Origin of the sequence: Devosia sp. (assembly GCF_030689745.1) — a bacterium.
Taxonomy (GTDB): Bacteria; Pseudomonadota; Alphaproteobacteria; order Rhizobiales; family Devosiaceae; genus Devosia; species Devosia alba.
The window spans coordinates 32537-51890 of the sequence record NZ_JAUYGL010000175.1 but is presented as its reverse complement, the minus strand read 5'-3'; the positions used below and the strand labels follow the sequence as shown (position 1 = coordinate 51890).

Annotated in this window: 20 protein-coding genes and 2 pseudogenes; 15 read left to right on the top strand and 7 right to left on the bottom strand. The window is 61.4% G+C overall.

Annotation, left to right across the window (positions count from 1 at the left end):
- Positions 1 to 234 precede the first annotated feature (234 nt).
- Positions 235 to 3546 (top strand): annotated as a pseudogene (gene carB / locus Q8O80_RS15305) (carbamoyl-phosphate synthase large subunit).
- Between the two features lie 64 nt (positions 3547 to 3610).
- Here the strand turns inward: carB and ltaE are convergent.
- Complete coding sequence (gene ltaE / locus Q8O80_RS15300; protein WP_305580765.1) at positions 3611 to 4639, bottom strand: low-specificity L-threonine aldolase; 1029 nt, start codon at positions 4637 to 4639, stop codon at positions 3611 to 3613.
- A gap of 59 nt (positions 4640 to 4698) precedes the next feature.
- Complete coding sequence (locus tag Q8O80_RS15295; RefSeq protein WP_305580763.1) at positions 4699 to 5679, bottom strand: methyltransferase; 981 nt, start codon at positions 5677 to 5679, stop codon at positions 4699 to 4701.
- A 33-nt stretch (positions 5680 to 5712) separates the two neighbouring features.
- Here Q8O80_RS15295 and Q8O80_RS15290 point away from each other — a divergent pair, with 33 nt between their 5' ends.
- Positions 5713 to 6051 (top strand): hypothetical protein, encoded by a 339-nt coding sequence (locus Q8O80_RS15290; protein ID WP_305580761.1) that lies wholly within the window; start codon positions 5713 to 5715, stop codon positions 6049 to 6051.
- Between the two features lie 155 nt (positions 6052 to 6206).
- Positions 6207 to 6416: a cold-shock protein gene (locus Q8O80_RS15285; RefSeq protein ID WP_305580759.1), complete on the top strand. Its 210-nt coding sequence runs from the start codon at positions 6207 to 6209 to the stop codon at positions 6414 to 6416.
- A gap of 80 nt (positions 6417 to 6496) precedes the next feature.
- On the opposite strand, the gene proC is transcribed toward Q8O80_RS15285, so the two are convergent.
- The 4 genes from proC to Q8O80_RS15265 form a co-directional block, all read right to left on the bottom strand.
- Positions 6497 to 7321, bottom strand: a complete 825-nt coding sequence (proC, locus tag Q8O80_RS15280; protein WP_305580757.1) for a pyrroline-5-carboxylate reductase — start codon at positions 7319 to 7321, stop codon at positions 6497 to 6499.
- Positions 7318 to 7818, bottom strand: coding sequence for a YbjN domain-containing protein (locus tag Q8O80_RS15275; RefSeq protein ID WP_305580754.1), 501 nt, complete (start codon positions 7816 to 7818; stop codon positions 7318 to 7320). The genes proC and Q8O80_RS15275 overlap by 4 nt, the downstream gene beginning before the upstream one ends.
- A gap of 251 nt (positions 7819 to 8069) precedes the next feature.
- The gene (locus Q8O80_RS15270) at positions 8070 to 8273 is read right to left on the bottom strand and encodes a hypothetical protein (protein ID WP_305580752.1); all 204 of its coding nucleotides are present in this window, start codon (positions 8271 to 8273) and stop codon (positions 8070 to 8072) included.
- Positions 8274 to 8275: 2 nt separating this feature from the next.
- Positions 8276 to 8530, bottom strand: a complete 255-nt coding sequence (locus Q8O80_RS15265) for an accessory factor UbiK family protein (protein ID WP_305580750.1) — start codon at positions 8528 to 8530, stop codon at positions 8276 to 8278.
- Between the two features lie 110 nt (positions 8531 to 8640).
- Between Q8O80_RS15265 and lgt the strand changes: the two genes are divergently transcribed.
- The 6 genes from lgt to pth all read left to right on the top strand — a co-directional run bounded on the left by lgt (position 8641) and on the right by pth (position 14056).
- A complete protein-coding gene (gene lgt / locus Q8O80_RS15260; RefSeq protein WP_305580748.1) occupies positions 8641 to 9465 on the top strand; it encodes a prolipoprotein diacylglyceryl transferase in 825 nt (274 codons plus the stop codon).
- Between the two features lies 1 nt (position 9466).
- Complete coding sequence (locus tag Q8O80_RS15255; RefSeq protein ID WP_305580746.1) at positions 9467 to 10549, top strand: class I SAM-dependent methyltransferase; 1083 nt, start codon at positions 9467 to 9469, stop codon at positions 10547 to 10549.
- Complete coding sequence (gene pgeF / locus Q8O80_RS15250) at positions 10549 to 11313, top strand: peptidoglycan editing factor PgeF (RefSeq protein WP_305580744.1); 765 nt, start codon at positions 10549 to 10551, stop codon at positions 11311 to 11313. Before Q8O80_RS15255 ends, pgeF begins: the two co-directional genes overlap by 1 nt.
- 112 nt (positions 11314 to 11425) lie before the next feature.
- Positions 11426 to 12358 (top strand): ribose-phosphate pyrophosphokinase, encoded by a 933-nt coding sequence (locus Q8O80_RS15245; protein WP_305580742.1) that lies wholly within the window; start codon positions 11426 to 11428, stop codon positions 12356 to 12358.
- 247 nt (positions 12359 to 12605) lie between these two features.
- Complete coding sequence (locus Q8O80_RS15240; protein ID WP_305580740.1) at positions 12606 to 13247, top strand: 50S ribosomal protein L25/general stress protein Ctc; 642 nt, start codon at positions 12606 to 12608, stop codon at positions 13245 to 13247.
- Between the two features lie 71 nt (positions 13248 to 13318).
- Positions 13319 to 14056 (top strand): aminoacyl-tRNA hydrolase, encoded by a 738-nt coding sequence (gene pth, locus Q8O80_RS15235; RefSeq protein ID WP_305580738.1) that lies wholly within the window; start codon positions 13319 to 13321, stop codon positions 14054 to 14056.
- A gap of 60 nt (positions 14057 to 14116) precedes the next feature.
- Here pth and Q8O80_RS15230 read toward each other — a convergent pair whose 3' ends face one another.
- Entirely contained in the window at positions 14117 to 15421 is a 1305-nt protein-coding gene (locus Q8O80_RS15230) for a sorbosone dehydrogenase family protein (RefSeq protein WP_305580736.1), read from the bottom strand.
- Positions 15422 to 15573: 152 nt separating this feature from the next.
- Between Q8O80_RS15230 and ychF the strand changes: the two genes are divergently transcribed.
- From ychF to Q8O80_RS15200, 6 genes and pseudogenes are all read left to right on the top strand, one after another.
- Positions 15574 to 16671 (top strand): redox-regulated ATPase YchF, encoded by a 1098-nt coding sequence (gene ychF, locus Q8O80_RS15225; protein WP_305580734.1) that lies wholly within the window; start codon positions 15574 to 15576, stop codon positions 16669 to 16671.
- Between the two features lie 2 nt (positions 16672 to 16673).
- On the top strand, positions 16674 to 17144 hold the full coding sequence (locus tag Q8O80_RS15220) for a GNAT family N-acetyltransferase (RefSeq protein WP_305580732.1): 471 nt from the start codon (positions 16674 to 16676) through the stop codon (positions 17142 to 17144).
- Between the two features lie 316 nt (positions 17145 to 17460).
- Positions 17461 to 17649, top strand: a pseudogene (locus tag Q8O80_RS15215) (helix-turn-helix domain-containing protein); the annotation flags it as partial.
- Between the two features lie 264 nt (positions 17650 to 17913).
- Complete coding sequence (locus Q8O80_RS15210) at positions 17914 to 18393, top strand: MaoC family dehydratase (RefSeq protein ID WP_305580730.1); 480 nt, start codon at positions 17914 to 17916, stop codon at positions 18391 to 18393.
- Positions 18390 to 18947, top strand: a complete 558-nt coding sequence (locus Q8O80_RS15205) for a MaoC family dehydratase (RefSeq protein WP_305580728.1) — start codon at positions 18390 to 18392, stop codon at positions 18945 to 18947. Before Q8O80_RS15210 ends, Q8O80_RS15205 begins: the two co-directional genes overlap by 4 nt.
- 31 nt (positions 18948 to 18978) lie before the next feature.
- Positions 18979 to 19323 (top strand): hypothetical protein, encoded by a 345-nt coding sequence (locus Q8O80_RS15200; RefSeq protein WP_305580726.1) that lies wholly within the window; start codon positions 18979 to 18981, stop codon positions 19321 to 19323.
- The last annotated feature ends 31 nt before the right edge of the window (positions 19324 to 19354 follow it).

Sequence of the window (19354 nt, the reverse complement as noted above, 5' to 3'; positions counted from 1 at the left end):
GCGTGAGGACAGAGCCAAAAATCATCATGGTTTCCCTTGGATGGAGCAATCAAGATCAATCCACGCCCCCTTCCCTTTCGTGCTCTTCTCCATTAGACAGCCCACTTAACCACCCCGTCCAAACCTTCCCCATGCGCCGCAACGCCCAGTTGTCGTGCGCGAGTGGTGCGGGTGGCCTGAGCGCCGGGTGATTCTTCCCGCCCGGCCCCCGCGTCCTAGAGCCGAGCGAGAACCATGCCAAAACGTACCGACATCAAATCGATCCTCATCATCGGTGCGGGTCCGATCATTATCGGACAGGCCTGCGAATTCGACTATTCCGGCACCCAGGCGTGCAAGGCGCTCAAGGAAGAGGGCTACCGCATCATTCTGGTGAACTCCAATCCGGCCACGATCATGACCGATCCGGACCTGGCCGACGCCACCTATATGGAGCCCATCACCCCCGAAGTGGTCGCCAAGATTATCGAGAAGGAGCGCCCCGATGCGCTGCTGCCCACCATGGGCGGCCAGACCGCGCTGAACTGCGCGCTGTCGCTGCGCAAGATGGGCATTCTGGAGAAATTCAATGTCGAAATGATCGGCGCCGATGCCGAGGCCATCGACAAGGCCGAAGATCGCGAACTGTTCCGCGACGCCATGAAGAAGATCGGCCTGGAAACCCCGCGTTCCATGCTGGCGCACAACACCATCGAGGCGCTGCAGGCGCTCGAAGTGATCGGCCTGCCCTGCATCATCCGCCCCAGCTTTACCCTGGGCGGCACCGGTGGTGGCATCGCCTATAACCGCGAAGAGTATCTGGCCATTGTCGAGAGCGGCGTCGATGCCTCTCCCACCAATGAAGTGCTGGTGGAAGAAAGCGTACTCGGCTGGAAAGAGTATGAGATGGAGGTTGTCCGCGACAAGAACGACAACTGCATCATCATCTGCTCGATCGAGAACATCGACCCGATGGGCGTCCATACCGGCGACTCCATCACTGTCGCGCCGGCACTGACGCTGACCGACAAGGAATACCAGATCATGCGCGACGCATCCATTGCGGTGCTGCGCGAGATCGGCGTGGAAACCGGCGGCTCCAACGTGCAGTTCGGCATCAATCCGGCCGATGGCCGCATGGTGGTGATCGAAATGAACCCGCGCGTGTCACGCTCGTCGGCGCTCGCTTCCAAGGCTACCGGCTTCCCCATCGCCAAGGTCGCGGCGCGGCTGGCGGTTGGCTATACGCTCGACGAGTTGGACAACGACATTACCGGCGGCATGACCCCGGCCAGCTTCGAGCCCTCCATCGACTATGTCGTGGTCAAGATCCCACGCTTTGCCTTTGAAAAATTCCCCGGTGCCGACAATCGCCTGACCACCTCGATGAAGTCGGTTGGCGAAGCCATGGCCATCGGCCGCACCTTCCAGGAAAGCCTGCAAAAAGCGCTCCGTTCGCTTGAAACCGGCCTGACGGGTCTCAACGAGATCGGCATTCCTGGCCTCGGCGAAGGCGAAGACAAGAACGCCATTAAGGCTGCCCTTGGCACCCCCACACCCGACCGTCTGTTGCACGTGGCCGAGGCCATGCGCCTGGGCATGTCACTCGAAGACATCCACGAAGCCTGCAAGATCGATCCCTGGTTCCTCGAGCAGATGCAGGGCATCATCGACATGGAAGCTAAGGTGCGCGAATTCGGTCTGCCGCAGGATGCGGTCAATCTGCGCGCCCTCAAAGCCATGGGCTTTTCCGATCCGCGCCTGGCTCAACTGGCCAATCTCAAGGCATCCGACGTGCGCAAGCTGCGCCACACGCTCGACGTCCGGCCGGCCTTCAAGCGCATCGACACCTCGGCGGCCGAATTCGCCTCGCCGACGGCCTATATGTACTCAACCTATGAAGTACCCTTCGCTGGCGCTGTGGCCGACGAATCCCGGCCAACCGATCGCAAGAAGGTAGTCATTCTCGGCGGCGGACCCAACCGCATCGGCCAGGGCATCGAGTTCGACTATTGCTGCTGCCATGCGGCCTTCGCGCTGGCCGACGCCGGCTACGAAACGATCATGATCAACTGCAACCCCGAGACGGTTTCGACCGACTATGACACCTCCGATCGCCTGTATTTCGAGCCGCTGACCGAAGAAGACGTCATCGAAATCCTTGAGCGCGAGAAGCAGAACGGCACCTTGCACGGCGTCATCGTCCAGTTCGGCGGCCAGACCCCGCTCAACCTGGCTGAAGCCGTGCAGAAAGCCGGCGTGCCGATCCTGGGCACCCAGCCCGACGCCATCGATCTGGCCGAAGACCGCGACCAGTTCTCCAAACTGCTCAACCGGCTGGAACTGACCCAGCCCAAGAACGGCATCGCCTATTCGCTGGAACAGGCCCGCATCGTCGCCGAACGGCTGGGCTATCCGCTGGTCATCCGGCCCTCCTATGTGCTGGGTGGCCGCGCCATGGCCATTGTCCACTCATCAGGCGAGTTCGAGCGCTATGTGCAGGACACGCTGACCGGGCTGGTGCCGCCGCACATCATGCTGCGCTATCCCAATGACAAGACCGGCCAGATCAACTCAGTGCTGTCCGACAACCCGTTGCTGTTTGATGCCTATCTGTCGGGCGCCACCGAAATCGACGTTGACGCCCTCTGTGACGGCAAGGACGTCTTTGTCGCCGGCATCATGGAGCATATCGAAGAGGCCGGCATTCACTCCGGCGACAGTGCCTGCTCGCTGCCGCCGCAGAATCTGAGCCCCGAAGTCATGGCCGAACTCAAGCGCCAGACCGCCGAACTCGCCTTTGCCCTCAAGGTTGGCGGCCTGATGAACGTGCAATATGCGCTCAAGGACGGCGTCATCTACCTGCTCGAAGTCAATCCGCGCGCCAGCCGCACCGTGCCCTTCGTCGCCAAGGTGATCGGCCAGCCCATCGCCAAGATCGCCAGCCGCATCATGGCCGGCGAAAGCCTGGCCAGCTTCGGTTTGGTGGAGAGGACCTTCAAGCACGTTGCCGTCAAGGAAGCCGTCTTCCCCTTCAACCGCTTCCCCGGTGTCGACACCGTGCTCGGCCCGGAAATGAAGTCGACTGGCGAGGTCATCGGCCTCGACACCGATTTCGCCATGGCCTTCGCCAAGTCCCAGATCGGTGCCGGCTCCAAGGTGCCCACCAGCGGCGCCGTGTTCATCTCGGTGCGCGATGCCGACAAGCAGTACATCGTAGATATGGCATGCCATCTCGTCGAGGGCGGTTTCACCATCATCGCCACCGGCGGCACGCAGAAATAACTGGTCGAGAACGGCATTGCCGCCACCAAGATCAACAAGGTGCTCGAAGGCAGGCCGCATATCGTGGATTCGATGAAGAATGGCGGCGTGCAGTTGGTGATCAACACCACCGACGGCATGAAGTCCATCAGCGACAGCCGTGATATTCGACGCACCGCGCTGTTCGCCAAGATCCCCTACTACACCACCATCGACGGCGCCCTCGCCGCCGTGGAAGGCATCGTCGCTTTGCAGAAGGGCAATCTGACCGTGCGCCCATTGCAGAGCTACTTCGCGCTCTAGCCACGAATATGGGGCGTCGCGCATGCTGTGCGACGCCCCAATTGCCGGCTGAGCCCTCAGATCTCTATTGGGCCTCAACGGCAAAGAATTCTGCTACCACCATCCGCGCGCCCTCTACCGCTGCATCGTCGACATCAAGATGGGTAACCCAGCGCTGCTGCCCATAGCGCCCGGTGACACCAACGCCGCGACTGGCAAGAAAGTCAGTGAAGCGGGCGCCAAGTTGGCGTTCCATATCCACAAAAATGATGTTGGTATCGGGCACGGTGACTGTCAGCGCGGCAAATGCTGCCAGCCCTTCAGCCAGCTTCCGGGCACGGCGATGATCCTCGGCCAGCCGCTCGATATGGTGATCAAGCGCATGGAGCCCGGCAGCCGCCAGAATGCCGGACTGGCGCATGCCGCCGCCCAGCATCTTGCGATGGCGGCGCGCCTTGTCGATCAGGTCCCGCCGCCCGACTAGCACTGAGCCGACCGGGGCGCCGAGCCCTTTGGACAGGCAGATCGAGACGCTGTCGAAGGGCGCCGTAAACACGGCGATGTCCATCCCCAGCGCCACGCAGGCATTGAAAGCCCGGGCACCATCGAGGTGCAGGCCCAGCCCATGGCGCTGCGCGATGGCCGCAACGCTCTGCATGTACTGGACCGGCAGGACCTTGCCGCCAAACGTGTTCTCCAGGGCGATTACCGTGGTGCGGGCATAGTGGTTGTCATCCGGCTTGATCGCCGCTTCGATATCGTCGAGCGCCATTGTGCCATCAGCCTGATGCGCAATGGGCTGCGGCTGGATCGATCCCAGCACCGCGGCGCCACCTGCCTCATGGCTGTAAAGATGGGCATTCTGCCCGGCGATATACTCGTCGCCGCGCCCGCAATGGCTCATCAGCGCCAACAAATTGGATTGCGTCCCAGAGGGAACAAAGAGCGCCGCATCCTTGCCCAGCATCGCCGCCATGCGCTGCTCGAGCCGATTGACGCTGGGGTCGTCGCCAAACACGTCGTCGCCGACCTCGGCAGCTGCCATGGCCTGCCGCATGTCGGCCGATGGCCGGGTGACGGTGTCGGATCGAAAGTCAAAGCGGATCGCGTTCATGGCAGTTTCCAGTTGAGATCAGACCAGCCTAGCTGCTTCGTCCTGCTCCTGCATACTGTCTATGCCGCGACATCACCGCCCGCACCCGCACCATCATTGGCAGCATGGACATCGACAGGCGGCTTGCGCGCCACCACCAGCAGGCCATTGATCGGCGCACCGCGATCAAACCGCAACACCACGGCTTCAAAACGCAGGAGTTCAAGCCCGGCCACGACCACCGCATCGCGCGTCGCGCTGGGGCCATGGGCGTAGCGCAGGGACGGTCGCAGGAACACCGCCTCCTCCCCATCATGGGCTTCCAGCGAAAATGCCACCACTCCGCCTGGCCGCAGGGCCGGCACCAGCGCGGCCAGCACCGGTTGCAGCGCGCCGCAGTAGATGAACACATCGGCAGCAGTCACCAGATCGGCATCGGCTCGTCGCCCATTCAGCGCGGCCACCAGTTCGGCCTTGTCCAGACGATCGTAAATGCCCTTGCGGGCGGTTTCGGCAATCATGGCGGCAGAGATATCGATGCCTTCGAGGTAGGCGACCTTGCCACGCAATCTTTGCCCCATCAGGCCGGTGCCGCAGCCCAGATCGAGGCCACGCTCGAACTGCGCAATGCCCAACCGGCCCATTTCTTCGGCCACCAGATCATCAAGCATCTCGGGGACGCGATAGCCGAGCTTGCCAACCAGCGAGTTCTCGAACTTGGGCGCATATTGATCAAACAGCGCTTCGACATAGCTGACCGCCGTGCCCTCCCCCGCTGGACTGGCGCCGTGCAGCGCCAGTTTCAGCCGCGCACCAAAGACGCCTGCATCATCAAGCGCTTCCAGATGACGCCAGGCCGCTATAGCCCCGGCAACGTCGCCCGATTTGTCATGGTAATCACCCAGCAAATCCCAACCGGCGGCCCAGTTGGGCACCAGCTCAAGCGCCTGCTGCATCAGGTCAGCGGCGGCAAGCAGCTCACCATCTGCGGCGAGCAGCCTGGCATAGCCCGCACGACGGTCCGCGATGACATCGCCGGAAGAGTAGGACGCCTTGGTCAAGACGATGTGATCTCTGATGGTTTACCGACCCCAATGGCCCGGCGCGCGGTGATTTGCGCCAATTTTGCCGCGAATGCAAGCCTGTCGATCGCCCCGATTATCAAGCCCTGCCCGATGACAGGTTTTCGTGGGGCAGTATTGCGCTATGCTGGCATTGCTCGGTTCGGCCCCACGAGGCTGGATGGGCACGCGACGCCATTGGATTGGGCAAGGCCTGGCATGGCCAGCCAGTCCAGCGCGCGTCTGCTCCAGATTCTCGAAGTCTGGTGCAAATACTTGACGACGCTTTGTTTTGCCCTGACGAGAACAGTGTTCCGCCGGGTTTTTCGGTATGTCTATACAGATATTGAACAGCCCTATGTTTGGCGCTAAGCTGACTGGATCGAATATTGCGGCCGACTGATCTGATTACGCGAACTTTCCTTCGCTTCTGCTGACGTCAATTTCCGTTACTCGATATCACCGATGGCCGGAGTCAATAGTGGCTGCGGCCAGCTACCAGCAGACTGCACGAGGGAACGCGCATCATGGCAACTGGCACTGTAAAGTGGTTCAACGGCCAAAAAGGCTATGGCTTCATTCAGCCGGACGAAGGCGGGGCTGACGTATTTGTTCACATCTCAGCTGTTCAGCGCTCTGGTCTGAACGGCCTGGATGAGGGCCAGAAGGTCAATTACGAGATCGTCAAGGACAAGCGCACGGGCAAGGCCGCTGCCGACGAACTGACCGGCGCCTGAGCATCAGACAGCCAGCTATCGGGAGGGGCGCGTTTACTTGGAGGTGACGCGCTCCTTTTTTCTGGTCATGTCGATGCCAGCTATATCCGACCCAGTTCTTCCGTCCGCTTGCGGGTCTCACTGACTGTGCGATCCATCAGTTCAGTCAGACCATGGCTGCCCATCAGCACCGCCAGACCCGCAGCCGTTGCGCCCTTGGGCGACGTCACATTCTCGCGCAACACCGTCGCCGAGACGGTCCCCGCATCCATCAGGGCGGCTGCGCCGATCACGGTGCCCCGCGCCAATTGCTCGGCAATATCGTCAGGCAGGCCCTGCCGTTTGCCAGCGGCGGCCAGTGCTTCAACCATGTGGAAGACATAGGCCGGGCCCGAACCCGACACGGCGGTCAGCGCATCCAGCTGCGCCTCGTCGTCGAGCCAGACCACCTGTCCGGAAGCCGATAGCAAGGTGTCCATCGCTACCTTATCTTCCGCCGTCACATCGGGGCCGGAAACCACCCCGATCATGCCCTTGCGTACCTGCACCGGCGTATTGGGCATGGTGCGCATCACCCGCTGCGTCCCGGCCTTGCTGGCCAGCCGCGCCAGATCAATGCCCGCCGCAATCGACACCACCAGCGTATGCGGCGCGATGACGGGCGCCAGCGATTCCAGCACCTCATCCATGACCTGCGGCTTGACCCCGACCACCAGCACATTGGGCGATAATCCGCTGGCTTCGGTACTCAACGCCAGACCATGGTCGCGCGCCAGTTCCAGCAGGTCTTCACCGGGCCGCGGGTGCACGATAACCAGCTGGCTTGCGGCCAGGCCCGCGTCTAGCCAGCCTCGCGCCAGCGCCACGCCCATCTTGCCGGCCCCCACCAGCATGATCGGACCAATACTGTTGAGGGCCGTGTTCATGCCTCGCCAACCGTTTCAAACATCACATGGCTCAGCGCCTCGGCGGCCGACTTGCCGGCCCAGACCACAAACTGGAAGGCCTGATAATACAGATCGCAGCTATCGGTGGCCGAGCGCAGCAATGCTTCGCACTGCTGCGGCGACACCTCGGCGCCACCCGTCAGCAGGTGCGAGTTGCGGAACAGCACCACGCCTTCCTTGTTCCAGATATCGAAATGACCAATCCACAATTGTTCATTGACCAGCGAAATCAGCTGTTTGATCTCGGCGCGCCGGCCTTCAGGGACTTTCAGATCGAAAGCGCTGGCAATATGCAGGCTCTCCAGATCTTCCATCCAGTTGAATGAGACATGGTAGTCGCACCAGCCACCGCGCACCGAAATGGAAATTTCGTCGGCGTCCTGTCGCTCGAAAGTCCAGTCATTGATCGAGGCGATATGCTCAATGATGTCCACGGGGTGAACATTGCGATCGAGCTCGACTTGGATGAGTGACATTGACGTCTTCCGTCCTGGCAACGCGGAGTATGAATTCATGCTGCCCGATGGGCCGGCAATTCTGGGGTACTCAGGGAACTGTTTGCAGGCACAACGGCTTACGAATCGTCCTGATGAAAACAACCTACACGTGCCAACTGATTCAGGGCACGGGAGCCGTTTGCCGGACGACAATCTCTTGTGGATGATGATCGGGGGCTTAGGGTTAACAGGCTATTAACAGCGAGCCCGTATCAACTACTGCTTTTGCCTCAAAACGGGGCGGATTGGGCCCAGCCCGAGTTCACAACCTCCGCCCAGGCCGCAAACCCATTGGCGACAACCTGCGCGGCGGCCGCTTCATGATCATACTCAACCACGCGCAGCGTGGTGAACCACCTGCCGCCACGCCGTTCGATCACGGCATAGCGCGCATCGGGCGACCCATGCACATCCGAAAGGACCGCGAGGCGCATGCCTATTTGGCTTTGCCCGAACCGCCCTTGAGCGCTGCCAGGTCCTTGCGCAGCGTGTCGATCTCTTCGCCCTGCACCTGCACCAGTTCGCGCAGCGCGTCGAAATCCTCGCGCTTGACCAGATCCATATCGGCCACCAGACGCTGAACCTGCGACTTGACGGCGGTTTCAACTTCCCGGCGCACCCCATCCGCGACACCCGCGGCTTCGTTCATCACCCGCCCGAGGCCATCAAAAATCTTGTTGCTCTGGTTCATTGCACACTCTTTTGGTTGACCTGTTGCGTTGATATTTAGGTGATGGATGCTCACTTGACCAGAGAGAGCGAAGCGGCAATGGTCCCGCCGATTGCCGCAGGAGCCCGCGCGTGCCATTTCCCAATATCGATCCTGTCGCCCTCGCCATTGGTCCCATCGCCATTCGCTGGTATGCGCTGGGCTATCTGTTCGGCGTCGGCCTGGGCGCCGGCTATGGCTATTTGCTGCTGGCCAATTCACGCCTGTGGCACAAGGGGCAACCGCCTTTCAAAGCTGCCGATATCTGGGACTTTGCTTTCTGGACCATGCTGTCCATCGTGCTCGGCGGCCGGCTGGGCTATGTGCTGTTCTACAATCTGCCATTCTATCTGGAGAACCCGACCCAGATCCTCAACACGCTTGATGGTGGCATGTCTTATCACGGCGGCATGCTGGGGCTGATGCTGGCGGCCATCGTCTTCACCCGCTCCAAACAGGGCAATTGGCTGAGCGCGCTGGATCTGATTGCCTCGGTCAGCACTATCGGCATCTTCCTGGTCCGCATCGCCAATTTCATCAATGCCGAGCTCTACGGCGCCCCCACAACCCTGCCCTGGGGCGTGATCTTTCCCACCGACCCCGAACAATTGCCGCGCCACCCCAGCCAGCTCTATGAAGCTGTTCTCGAAGGCCTGCTGCTATTTCTGATCATCCGCGTCTTCACCCATGTGTTCTATAGCCTGCGCCGCCCCGGCATGGTCGCTGGCGTGTTCGGCATCGGCTATGGCCTGTCGCGTATCGCCGTCGAATTTGTCCGCTTGCCTGATGCCCATATCGGCTACCTGTTTGGCGGCTGGCTGACCATGGGCATGCTGCTCAGCCTGCCGCTGGTGCTCGCTGGCATTGGCCTTGTGATCTATGCGGCGACGCGCAGCCAAAGCGCATTGCGAGCTTAACATGACTGAGCAAACGCCTCCCACCCTGCCCGAACTCATCGACATGCAAATCCGCACCACCGGTCCGATGTCGGTGGCCACCTATATGGGCCTGTGTCTAACCCACCCGACCAAGGGCTATTACAAGACCGCCGACCCGCTCGGCAGCGCCGGCGACTTTGTCACCGCACCGGAAATCAGCCAGATGTTCGGCGAATTGATCGGCTTCTTTGTAGTCAATCTCTGGCAACAAATGGGGAGCCCAAAAGCATTCACCCTGCTCGAACTCGGTCCCGGCCGCGGCACGCTGATGGCCGATATCCTGCGCGTTGCCTGCCGCGCCGAAGGACTTCGCGACGCGCTGGACCTGCGCCTGTTTGAGACCAACCCCGCGCTGATTGCCGAGCAGAACGCCCGGCTTGAGGTCTATGGCGCCAAGTGGATCGATGGCTTTGACAAGGTCGGCCCCGGGCCATTGCTGGTCATTGCCAACGAATTCTTCGACGCCCTGCCAATCCGCCAGTTCGTTCGCACCGAGGATGGCTGGCACGAACGCATGGTCGGCACCAATAATGGCCGCCTGGTATTTGGCCTCAACCCCACCCCGATCCCGGCCTCGGCCATGCCTGATACACTGGCAGGGGCCGAACTGAACGCCGTGCTCGAAGTGGGGCTGGCCAGCGGTGAGGTGATGAACCGCCTCGCCACCACCATCTCCACCCAGGGCGGCGCCATCCTCGCCATGGACTATGGCTATGCCCGCACCCAGACCGGGGAGACCCTGCAGGGCGTCCGCCGTCATCAATATGCCGACGTGCTCGACGCGCCCGGCGAAGTGGACATCTCGGCCCATGTCGACTTCGAGGCGCTGGGCACCATTGCCGCCAAGGCCGGTTTGGCCGTACAGCCCTTGGCCACCCAGGGCCAGTTCCTCACCCGCATGGGCATCAATGAACGCACCAGCGCCCTTATCGCCGCCAATCCCGGCTCGGCCGAAGATTTGTCGACCGCAAGAGCCCGGCTGGTGGATCCAGACAAGATGGGCAATCTGTTCAAGGCCTTCTGCGCCGCCAGCCCGGGTCTGCAGCCGCCCGGATTTGAATGATGGGCGCGCCACCTTTTGAGACCAGCGCCGCGCTGAGCGGCCTGCGCCACGGTTTTTTTGGCCGGGCGGGCGGGGCGTCCAGGGGCGTCTATGCCAGCAACAATGTTTCATTCACGACCGGTGACGACCATGCCACCGTGACGGCCAACCGCGCCCGCATCGCCGCCAACATGGGCTACGCCCCCACCGACCTGGTCATCCTCAGGCAGACCCACACGGCCGATATCCACGTGGTCCACGGCACCATGGCACCCGACGAAGTGGTCGAAGCCGATGCCATGGTCACCGACCGCCCCGGTCCGCTGCTCGGCATCCTGACTGCCGACTGCACGCCAATTCTCTTTGCCGATGCCCAGTCTGGCGTTATCGGCGCGGCTCATGCTGGCTGGAAGGGTGCGGCCTCGGGGATTGTCGAAGCAACTATCGCCGCCATGGTCTCGCTGGGCGCGAAGACTGACCGTATCGTCGCCGCCATCGGCCCCACTATTTCCGGGCCCAACTACGAGGTCGGTCCGCAATTTGCCGCCGATCTGTTGGCGCTCCACCCTGATGCTGACAACCGCATTTTCGTGCCCGAAGGCGGCATCGAGCACTTCGACCTGCCGGGCTTCGTCGCCGATCGCCTCACTGCAGCCGGCGTCCAGAGCATCGACCGCGTAGGCGGCTGCACCTATGGCAACCCCACGCGCTATTTCTCGCACCGCCATGCCACGCACCAGCAGACCAGGACCGGCCGACAGCTCGCTGTCATCGGTCTGACGTAATTCTTTACCCAAGACTAATTGCGACATTGCGAGTCCGGGATGGACTCGCTAAAGCTGCCGCGAAACTGGAAGGCCTCGCTCCCGGAGGCCAGTTGAGACAGGATCGCGCCCCATGAAGCTGGTGACCGGCAACTCGAACCGGGCCCTTGCCCAGGCAATTGCCAGCTATCTCGAACTCCCTTTGACCGACTGTACGGTCAGGCGTTTTGCCGACAAGGAAGTCTACGTCGAGGTGCATGAAAATGTGCGCGGCGAGGACGCGTTCATCCTGCAGTCGACCAGCTTTCCTGCCAATGACAATCTGATGGAATTGCTGATCCTGACCGATGCGCTGCGGCGCTCGTCGGCCCGTCGTATTACCGCAGTGATCCCCTACTTCGGCTATGCCCGCCAGGATCGCAAATCGGCCCCGCGCACACCCATTTCGGCCAAGCTGGTGTCCAATCTGATCACCCAGGCCGGCGCCAATCGCGTGTTGACGCTCGACCTCCATGCCAGCCAGATTCAGGGTTTTTTCGATATTCCCACCGACAATCTGACCGCCGCACCGGTCATGGTGCGCGACATTCAGGACCATTACGACGTCAAGAATGTCATGATCGTTTCGCCAGACGTTGGCGGGGTGGTCCGGGCGCGCAATGTCGCGGGTCGCATTGGCGCCAATCTGGCCATTGTCGACAAACGCCGCCCCCGCGCTGGCGTCTCCGAAGTGATGAACATCATCGGCGATGTGCGTGGCCAGGCCTGCATTCTGATTGACGATATCGTCGATAGCGGCGGCACCCTGGTCAATGCTGCCGAAGCCCTGCTCAAGGCCGGCGCCAGTGAAGTGTCTGCCTATATCACCCACGGCGTGCTCTCCGAAGGCGCCTCCGAGCGCATTGGCGGCTCCATGCTCAAGGAACTCGTGGTCACCGATTCCATCGAGGAGACCGAGGCCCAGCGCCTGGCCGGCAATATTCGCCGCCTCGCCATCGCCCCGCTGATTGGCGAAGCCATCGCCCGGACCGCCAGCGAGCAGAGCGTCTCCAGCCTCTTCGACTAAACCGGCATCCTGCCGCCCCTGCCCTTTGGGAAGCGCACAACCCACAAGCCTGCGGCCAGGCTCATTGGCGGCCCGACTTGCTCGCGTTGAACACCCGACCGTGCCGCTCGCCGGGATGCGTTTTCCATTCTGCTTGCCCGTCACCTGCCTTTGGTTTATAGCCGCCCCATGAAGCGCTCGTCACCCCTGGAGGACGGGCGCGTATGCTGTTGTAGTGACGCATACACCAACCGGAATGGATATTTCCATGTCTGAAACTAAAGTGCTCAATGCACAGGCGCGTGACGGAGTTGGCAAGGGGGCCGCTCGCGAATTGCGTCGTCAGGGACTCGTTCCTGCTGTTATCTACGGTGACAAGAAGGCCCCTGTTGCCATCTCCCTCGCTTACAAAGATGCCTACAAGTTCATCTATGCTGGCGGCTTCCTGTCCCACATCCTCGAACTCAATGTGGACGGCACCAAGCACCTCGTGATCCCCCGCGATTACCAGCTTGATGCGGTCAAGGATTTTCCGCTGCATGTGGATTTCCTCCGCATCGGCAAGGACACGCGCCTCAATGTTCAGGTGCATGTGCACTTCATCAATGAAGAAGCCAGCCCAGGCCTGAAGCGCGGCGGCACGCTCAATGTTGTGCGTCACACCGTGGAAGTGTCGGCACCAGCCAATGCGATCCCTGAAGAGATCACCGTCGACATGTCCGGTTTTGATATCGGCGATTCGATCCACATCTCGACAGTGACCCTGCCCAAGGGCGTTACCCCAACCATCACCGACCGCGATTTCACCATCGCGACCATCGTGGCGCCGTCGGCCCTCAAGTCGGCTGGCGATGACGGGGAAGCCGAAGAAGAAGCGCCTGCTCCGGCAGCCGAACCAAAGGCCGAGTAATCGACCTGCGCGCCTTCTGCTATATGTTCGAGGCGGCCTTCGGGTCGCCTCTTTCGTTTCTGGAGTGAGTGATGAAGCTGCTTGTCGGCCTGGGCAATCCAGGTAGCCAATACCAGGCAAACCGCCACAATATCGGCTTCATGGCGCTTGACGCCATTGCCCGCGCCCATTCCATTGCACCATTCCGTACCAAGCACTCGGGCAGCCTTGCGGAAGGTACGATTGGCGGCGAGAAGGTGATCCTGCTCAAACCGCAGACCTTTATGAACCGCTCCGGCGACAGCGTGCAGCAGGTCGCCAAGTTTTACAAAATCGAGCCCGCCGACATCATCGTGTTCTATGACGAACTGGACCTGGCGCCAGCCAAGGTGCGGGTCAAGATCGGCGGCGGCAATGGCGGTCACAATGGCCTGCGCTCCATCGATCCGCAGATCGGGACGAACTACAAGCGCGTTCGTCTCGGTATCGGGCATCCGGGCAAAGAGTATGTCACCCACCACGTATTGGGTGACTTCGCCAAGGCCGACCAGATCTGGCTAGACCCCCTGCTCGATGCCGTTGGCATGCATGTCGGTCTGCTGCTCAAGGGCGACGATAGCGGCTTCATGAACAAGCTGGCTCTCGCCACCAAACCAGCCGACGATCCCGACGCCAACACCAAGTCCACGCGCGAGGCCAAAGCTGAGCCGGGCGCCGCACCCAAAGGCCAGAGCCATATCCGGCAGGCCCGGGCCGCCAAGCCGCAGGCCGCACCGCCCAGCAGCGGGCCCATGGCCGATATGCTCAAGCGGCTGTTCAAGGGCGACTGACAAGCAAACGGCGCGCCGACCTGGATCGACGCGCCGCAATCAAAACCAGCCTGGCAGCAATCAGGCTGCCGTCACGCGCCACACGGCATCGCCGACATCATCGACCGCCAGCAGCGCGCCGTCCTTGGCCATCGCTACACCCACCGGGCGGCCGCGTGAGAATTTTTCGTCCTCGGCAAGAAATCCGCTCAGGATATCAACCGGCGCGCCTTGCGGCTGGCCATTGGCAAACGGTACCAGAATGACTTTGTAGCCGCTCAGCTTGGAGCGGTTCCATGAACCATGCTGACCGATCACCATGCCCGAGGGCAGGCCCGGCAGCGTGTTCTCGGGCAGCCAGCACAGGCCCAGCGAGGCGGTATGACCACCCAGCGCATAGTCGGGCGCCAGGGCACTGGCGACCTTGGCGGCGTCCTGCGGCACACGGTCATCGACCGTCTGCCCCCAATAGCTGAACGGCCAGCCGTAAAAGCCGCCATCCTTGACCGAGGTCAGATAGTCGGGCGGAGTTTCATCGCCCAGTCCATCGCGCTCATTGACCACGGTCCACAGCAAGCCATTGGTCGGCTCCCAGGCCATGCCAACCGGGTTGCGTAGACCACCCGCAAACTCACGATGCTTTTCGGTCACCAGATCGAGTTCATAAATGCAGGCGCGACCCGCTTCGGGCTCCAGACCATTTTCGGCGATATTGCTGTCCGAGCCGACTGCCACATAGAGCCTGGAGCCATCGGCGCTGGCAATCAGATTGCGCGTCCAGTGGCCACCGGGCTTCATTTCCATCAGCTTGCGGCCGGGCGCCGTAATCCTGGTCTGGCCGGTTTCATAGGGGAAGGCGACCACGCTATCGGTATTGCCGATATAGAGCTGGTCACCCACCAGAGCCATGCCGAAGGGTTGGCTGAGGTCCTTGAGGAACACTTCGCGGACTTCCGGCACGCCATCGCCATCGGCATCACGCAGCAGGGTGATCTGGTTGGCACTGGGGCGTGTGGCGCCGGCCCGGCGCATCACCCGGTTCATCGCATAGTCGCGCACATTCTTGACGGTTCCGGGCAGCGATGACGACTCCGCCACCAGCACGTCGCCATTGGGCAGCACATAAGCCCAACGTGGATGCTTCAGATTGGTCGCAAACGGCGTCACCTTGAGGCCCGGAGCCACAACAGGCTTTTCGCCCGGCTCCCAGCCCCTGGCCGTCGGCATTTTCAGCATCGGCAACGCCCCCTGCGGCTTGGCCTTGGGAATGGCAGGGCTTGTGCCCATAGCTGGCGTGAACGAGCCCATATGGCGGCCGCGATAGAACCACCACAAGGCCGCGGCCGCCAGGACGGCCAGGATGACCAGAGAGAGAAACAGGGTCATGCGACGCCTCCGACACGGGAATGAGAAAAACTAGTATGTTAGTGCTAATAGGCCGCAATGACCGCCGCGACAAGCCAGCTTTGCCGCGCCACGCATTGACTTCTCTTCCTATCCGAACGAAGTGAAGGCTAACAAATTCCGGAGCATTCCCCATGGGTTTCAAGATGGGCATCGTCGGCCTGCCCAATGTCGGCAAGTCGACCCTCTTCAACGCGCTGACCCGCACCGCTGCCGCCCAGGCCGCCAATTTCCCGTTCTGCACCATTGAGCCCAATGTGGGCGAAGTCTCGGTGCCCGATGCGCGGCTCGACAAGCTTGCCGAAATCGGCAAATCGATCAATGTGCAGCCCGCCCGCATGAGCTTTGTCGACATCGCCGGTCTGGTCAAGGGCGCCAGCCAGGGCGAAGGCCTGGGCAACCAGTTCCTCGCCAATATCCGCGAATGCGATGCCATCGCCTATGTGCTGCGCTGTTTTGAAGACGGCAACGTCATCCACGTCGCCAACAAGGTCGATCCGCTGGCAGACGCCGAAGTGGTCGAAACCGAGCTGATGCTGGCCGATCTGGAAAGTCTCGAAAAGCGCCGCACCGGCGTCGAGAAGAAGGCCAAACAGGGCGACAAGGATGCCAAGCTGACGCTCGAGCTGATCGATCGCGCGCTCGTGCTGCTGCGCGACGGCAGGTCCGCCCGCTTCGTCCAGCGCGACGCCGAGGAAGAAAAGGCCTTCCAGGAACTGCAATTGCTGACCTCTAAGCCCGCGCTTTATGTCTGCAATGTCGATGAAGGCTCGGCTGCCACCGGCAACGCCATGAGCAAGCTGGTCGAAGATTACGCCAAGGCCCACGATGCCGGCGTGGTAGTGATCTCCGCCGAGATCGAATCCCAACTTGCTCAGCTCCCCGATGCCGAGGGCGCTGAATTTCTGGAATCGCTGGGCCTGCACGAGGCTGGTCTGAACCGGCTGATCCGCGAAGCCTACGACTTGCTCGGCCTGCAGACCTATTTCACCGTCGGCCCCAAGGAATCGCGCGCCTGGACCATCCACAAGGGCGACAAGGCTCCCGCGGCAGCCGGCGTAATCCATTCCGACTTCGAGCGCGGCTTTATCCGCGCCCAGACCATTGCCTATGATGACTTCGTGGCCCTGGGCGGCGAAGTGGCCGCCAAGGAAGCGGGCAAGGCGCGCGACGAAGGCAAGGAGTATGTCGTCAAGGATGGCGACGTGATGCTGTTCAAGTTCAATACCTAGGGGTGTTCACTCTCGCGCCAGTCACCCCGGACGCGGCTGGCTTTGACCGATTGCTGGCCGAGAGCCGCGCCGGTGGCCATCAGATGTTGTCGTACTTTGACGAGAACTGGCGCAGCGGCGCCAACACTTTTGATCGTGACGGTGAGATCGTGTTCGGCGCCTGGGATGGCGAAACGCTGGTGGGAACCTGCGGTCGTAATGTCGACCCCTATGATCCGCACCCGCGAGCGGGCCGCATCCGCTACCTCTATGTCGCCGAACAGTACCGGCGGCACGGCATTGGTCAGCTCCTGATCGGTGCAATGCAGCGCAATGCCGCGACCTATTTTGATTATCTCAACACCAATGCACCCGAGGCCGCCTTTGCCTTCTACCAACGCCTCGGCTTCGTCGCTCTCAGCAGAGAATACGCAACGCACCGCTATGTGCTGACGCAAGTCCAGCCCCATAATGTCCGTACCCACAAGGCATGATACCCAGCGTACACGAGCAGGCGCCGATGGATCTGCCCGAGGCACAGAAGCGACGATCACACCGCCGCATTGAACATAGTGCCAGCGCCAGAGCGCCCTGGAACCAGGGTGTCAATTAGTACAAGCCCTTATAATCGCTATATTTATTTTGAAAATTAGTCACAGATGTGATGCACGCTCCAGACATTGTTAATGATGCATTAACCATACCGCGCCATTCTAATGCCGTTCCGGACGCAACATTGGGGGCTCGGAAAGTGACACCATGCACAATCTCAACACCTCTGTTCAGGCGCCTAATCCGCTAGCCGCTGAAGCCTTGGTCGGTTTGCAGGTTGCGGAGGTTGAACGCGACCTGATCCTGGCAACGCTAAGACATACCGAAGGTAACCGGACCCGGGCAGCCATCATTCTGGGTATTTCAATCCGTACCATGCGCAACAAGCTCCGGGAGTATGCCGAAAGCGGCGTCGATATCCCCGGCCACCTCGCGCACGAGATCTGAACGACCACGACCCACCGTTGCCAACGCGCCCTTGGCGGTGAGCAACTTTTTCGACGAGCCGGCAGTGGTGGCTGGGATCGGTACGCCCCCCCGATCGAACGCCCCCGCTTGCCAGCAACACTACCAGCCGACCTTCTTTAGGCGTGCGTTCCACAACTCCTCTGTACCTTCACCTCACCTGCGGCTGCCAGTCGGTCCGTGACAACCGGGTTGCCTTGCACGGCCAAAACGGGCAGAACGTCGATTGACGTATAGGGCAGCCCAATGACCAATCCAGTCACCAAAGACCGCCGTCATTTCGAGGATCTCGCCATTGGAGAGGTGATCGATCTGGGCCACATTACGGTGAGCAAGGCGATGATTATCACCTTCGCCACCGAGTTTGACCCCTTCCCATTTCACCTCGATGAAACCGCAGCCAAGGCAAGCCTGCTCGGCGGCCTGGCCGCCAGCGGCTGGCAGACGGGCGGGCTCGGCCTGCGCATGCTGGTCGACAGCTTTCTCAGCACAATCGCCTCGGCCGGCGGGCTCGGATTTTCCGATCTGAAATGGAAGAACCCGGTCATGGTCAACGACACCATTGGCGGCACGGTCACCATTGTCGACCTGCGCCGCTCCGGAAGCCACCCGCAATGGGGTATTGTCACGCTGGAGTTTGACATGCGCAACCAGAAGGGCGCTTCGGTTCTGAGCATGCGCCTGGCCAATCTCGTCGATACCCGCACTCCCGGAGCTGGCACATGACCCGCTGGTTCGAGGATATCATCATCGATGAGGTGTTTGTGCTGGGCAGCCACACCTTCGACGCCGACGAGATCGTCCGCTTCGCCACGCTGTATGACCCGCAGTACTTCCACCTTGATGCCGAGGCAGCCAAGCACAGTCATTTTGGCGGTCTGGTGGCCAGTGGCTGGCACACGGTCAGCGTCGGTCATCGCCTGATGGTTGACACCCTGTTTGCCGAGGAAGAGCGTTTGCGCGCCATGGGGCTGGAACCGGGCGTCTCTGGTCCCTCGCCCGGCGTTAACAGCATGGATTTCAAGGTACCCGTGCGGCCCGGCGACACGGTCAGCTACGAACTGGTGGTCACCGACAAGCGCCCTTCCAATTCCATCCCAGGCTGGGGCCTGTTGTTCAACAAGCTCACCGCAATCAACCAGCATGGTGACCTGGTCTATCGCGCCAATCTCGTCGGTTTCTCGAAATTGCGCGACTATCAGATGCCGCTCAAGCTCAAGATCATGTTGGCCCTCAGCAATCTGCCTGTATTGGGGCCCCTGCTCAAACGCCGCGCTTGAAAGCCGCGCCCTGGCCCGGCACTGTGGACGCATGCGCCGAATCGCCCTGATAGCTGCCCTCACCGTCCTGTCCGCCACCCCATCGCTCGCCCAGAGCTTTGAGGGCAATTGGGGCTGCCGCGACGCCACCAGCGCCAAGGCCGGCATTCTGACCATTTACGGCAATGTCTACGGTTTTGCCTCGACCGTGCCGGGCGATGCCGCTTCAGGCACCGGCACCGTAACCGGCTATGAAGACGGCGTCGGCTTCGTTGACGGAGGCCTCAGGGCCGCCCGCAACATCACGGCCGGTCGGGTTATCCCCGACCCGAACCATGGCGCGGCCATTCAACTCGAAACCGCCGAAGCCATCGTCATGCTGTGCACGCCGCGCTGAGAAGTTTTTTTTGCGCGCGGGGCTTGAAATT

Coding starts and splice junctions, on each gene's coding strand:
- proC (WP_305580757.1), bottom strand. CDS start 7,321: ATGAACACGGCCCTCAACAGTATTGGTCCGATCATGCTGGTGGGGGCC.
- Q8O80_RS15205 (WP_305580728.1), top strand. CDS start 18,390: ATGACCCGCTGGTTCGAGGATATCATCATCGATGAGGTGTTTGTGCTG.
- Q8O80_RS15275 (WP_305580754.1), bottom strand. CDS start 7,818: ATGTCACTCATCCAAGTCGAGCTCGATCGCAATGTTCACCCCGTGGAC.
- Q8O80_RS15270 (WP_305580752.1), bottom strand. CDS start 8,273: ATGCGCCTCGCGGTCCTTTCGGATGTGCATGGGTCGCCCGATGCGCGC.
- ltaE (WP_305580765.1), bottom strand. CDS start 4,639: ATGAACGCGATCCGCTTTGACTTTCGATCCGACACCGTCACCCGGCCA.
- Q8O80_RS15285 (WP_305580759.1), top strand. CDS start 6,207: ATGGCAACTGGCACTGTAAAGTGGTTCAACGGCCAAAAAGGCTATGGC.
- Q8O80_RS15200 (WP_305580726.1), top strand. CDS start 18,979: ATGCGCCGAATCGCCCTGATAGCTGCCCTCACCGTCCTGTCCGCCACC.
- Q8O80_RS15265 (WP_305580750.1), bottom strand. CDS start 8,530: ATGAACCAGAGCAACAAGATTTTTGATGGCCTCGGGCGGGTGATGAAC.
- pgeF (WP_305580744.1), top strand. CDS start 10,549: ATGGGCGCGCCACCTTTTGAGACCAGCGCCGCGCTGAGCGGCCTGCGC.
- pth (WP_305580738.1), top strand. CDS start 13,319: ATGAAGCTGCTTGTCGGCCTGGGCAATCCAGGTAGCCAATACCAGGCA.
- Q8O80_RS15255 (WP_305580746.1), top strand. CDS start 9,467: ATGACTGAGCAAACGCCTCCCACCCTGCCCGAACTCATCGACATGCAA.
- ychF (WP_305580734.1), top strand. CDS start 15,574: ATGGGTTTCAAGATGGGCATCGTCGGCCTGCCCAATGTCGGCAAGTCG.
- Q8O80_RS15240 (WP_305580740.1), top strand. CDS start 12,606: ATGTCTGAAACTAAAGTGCTCAATGCACAGGCGCGTGACGGAGTTGGC.
- Q8O80_RS15245 (WP_305580742.1), top strand. CDS start 11,426: ATGAAGCTGGTGACCGGCAACTCGAACCGGGCCCTTGCCCAGGCAATT.
- Q8O80_RS15210 (WP_305580730.1), top strand. CDS start 17,914: ATGACCAATCCAGTCACCAAAGACCGCCGTCATTTCGAGGATCTCGCC.
- Q8O80_RS15290 (WP_305580761.1), top strand. CDS start 5,713: ATGGCCCGGCGCGCGGTGATTTGCGCCAATTTTGCCGCGAATGCAAGC.
- Q8O80_RS15230 (WP_305580736.1), bottom strand. CDS start 15,421: ATGACCCTGTTTCTCTCTCTGGTCATCCTGGCCGTCCTGGCGGCCGCG.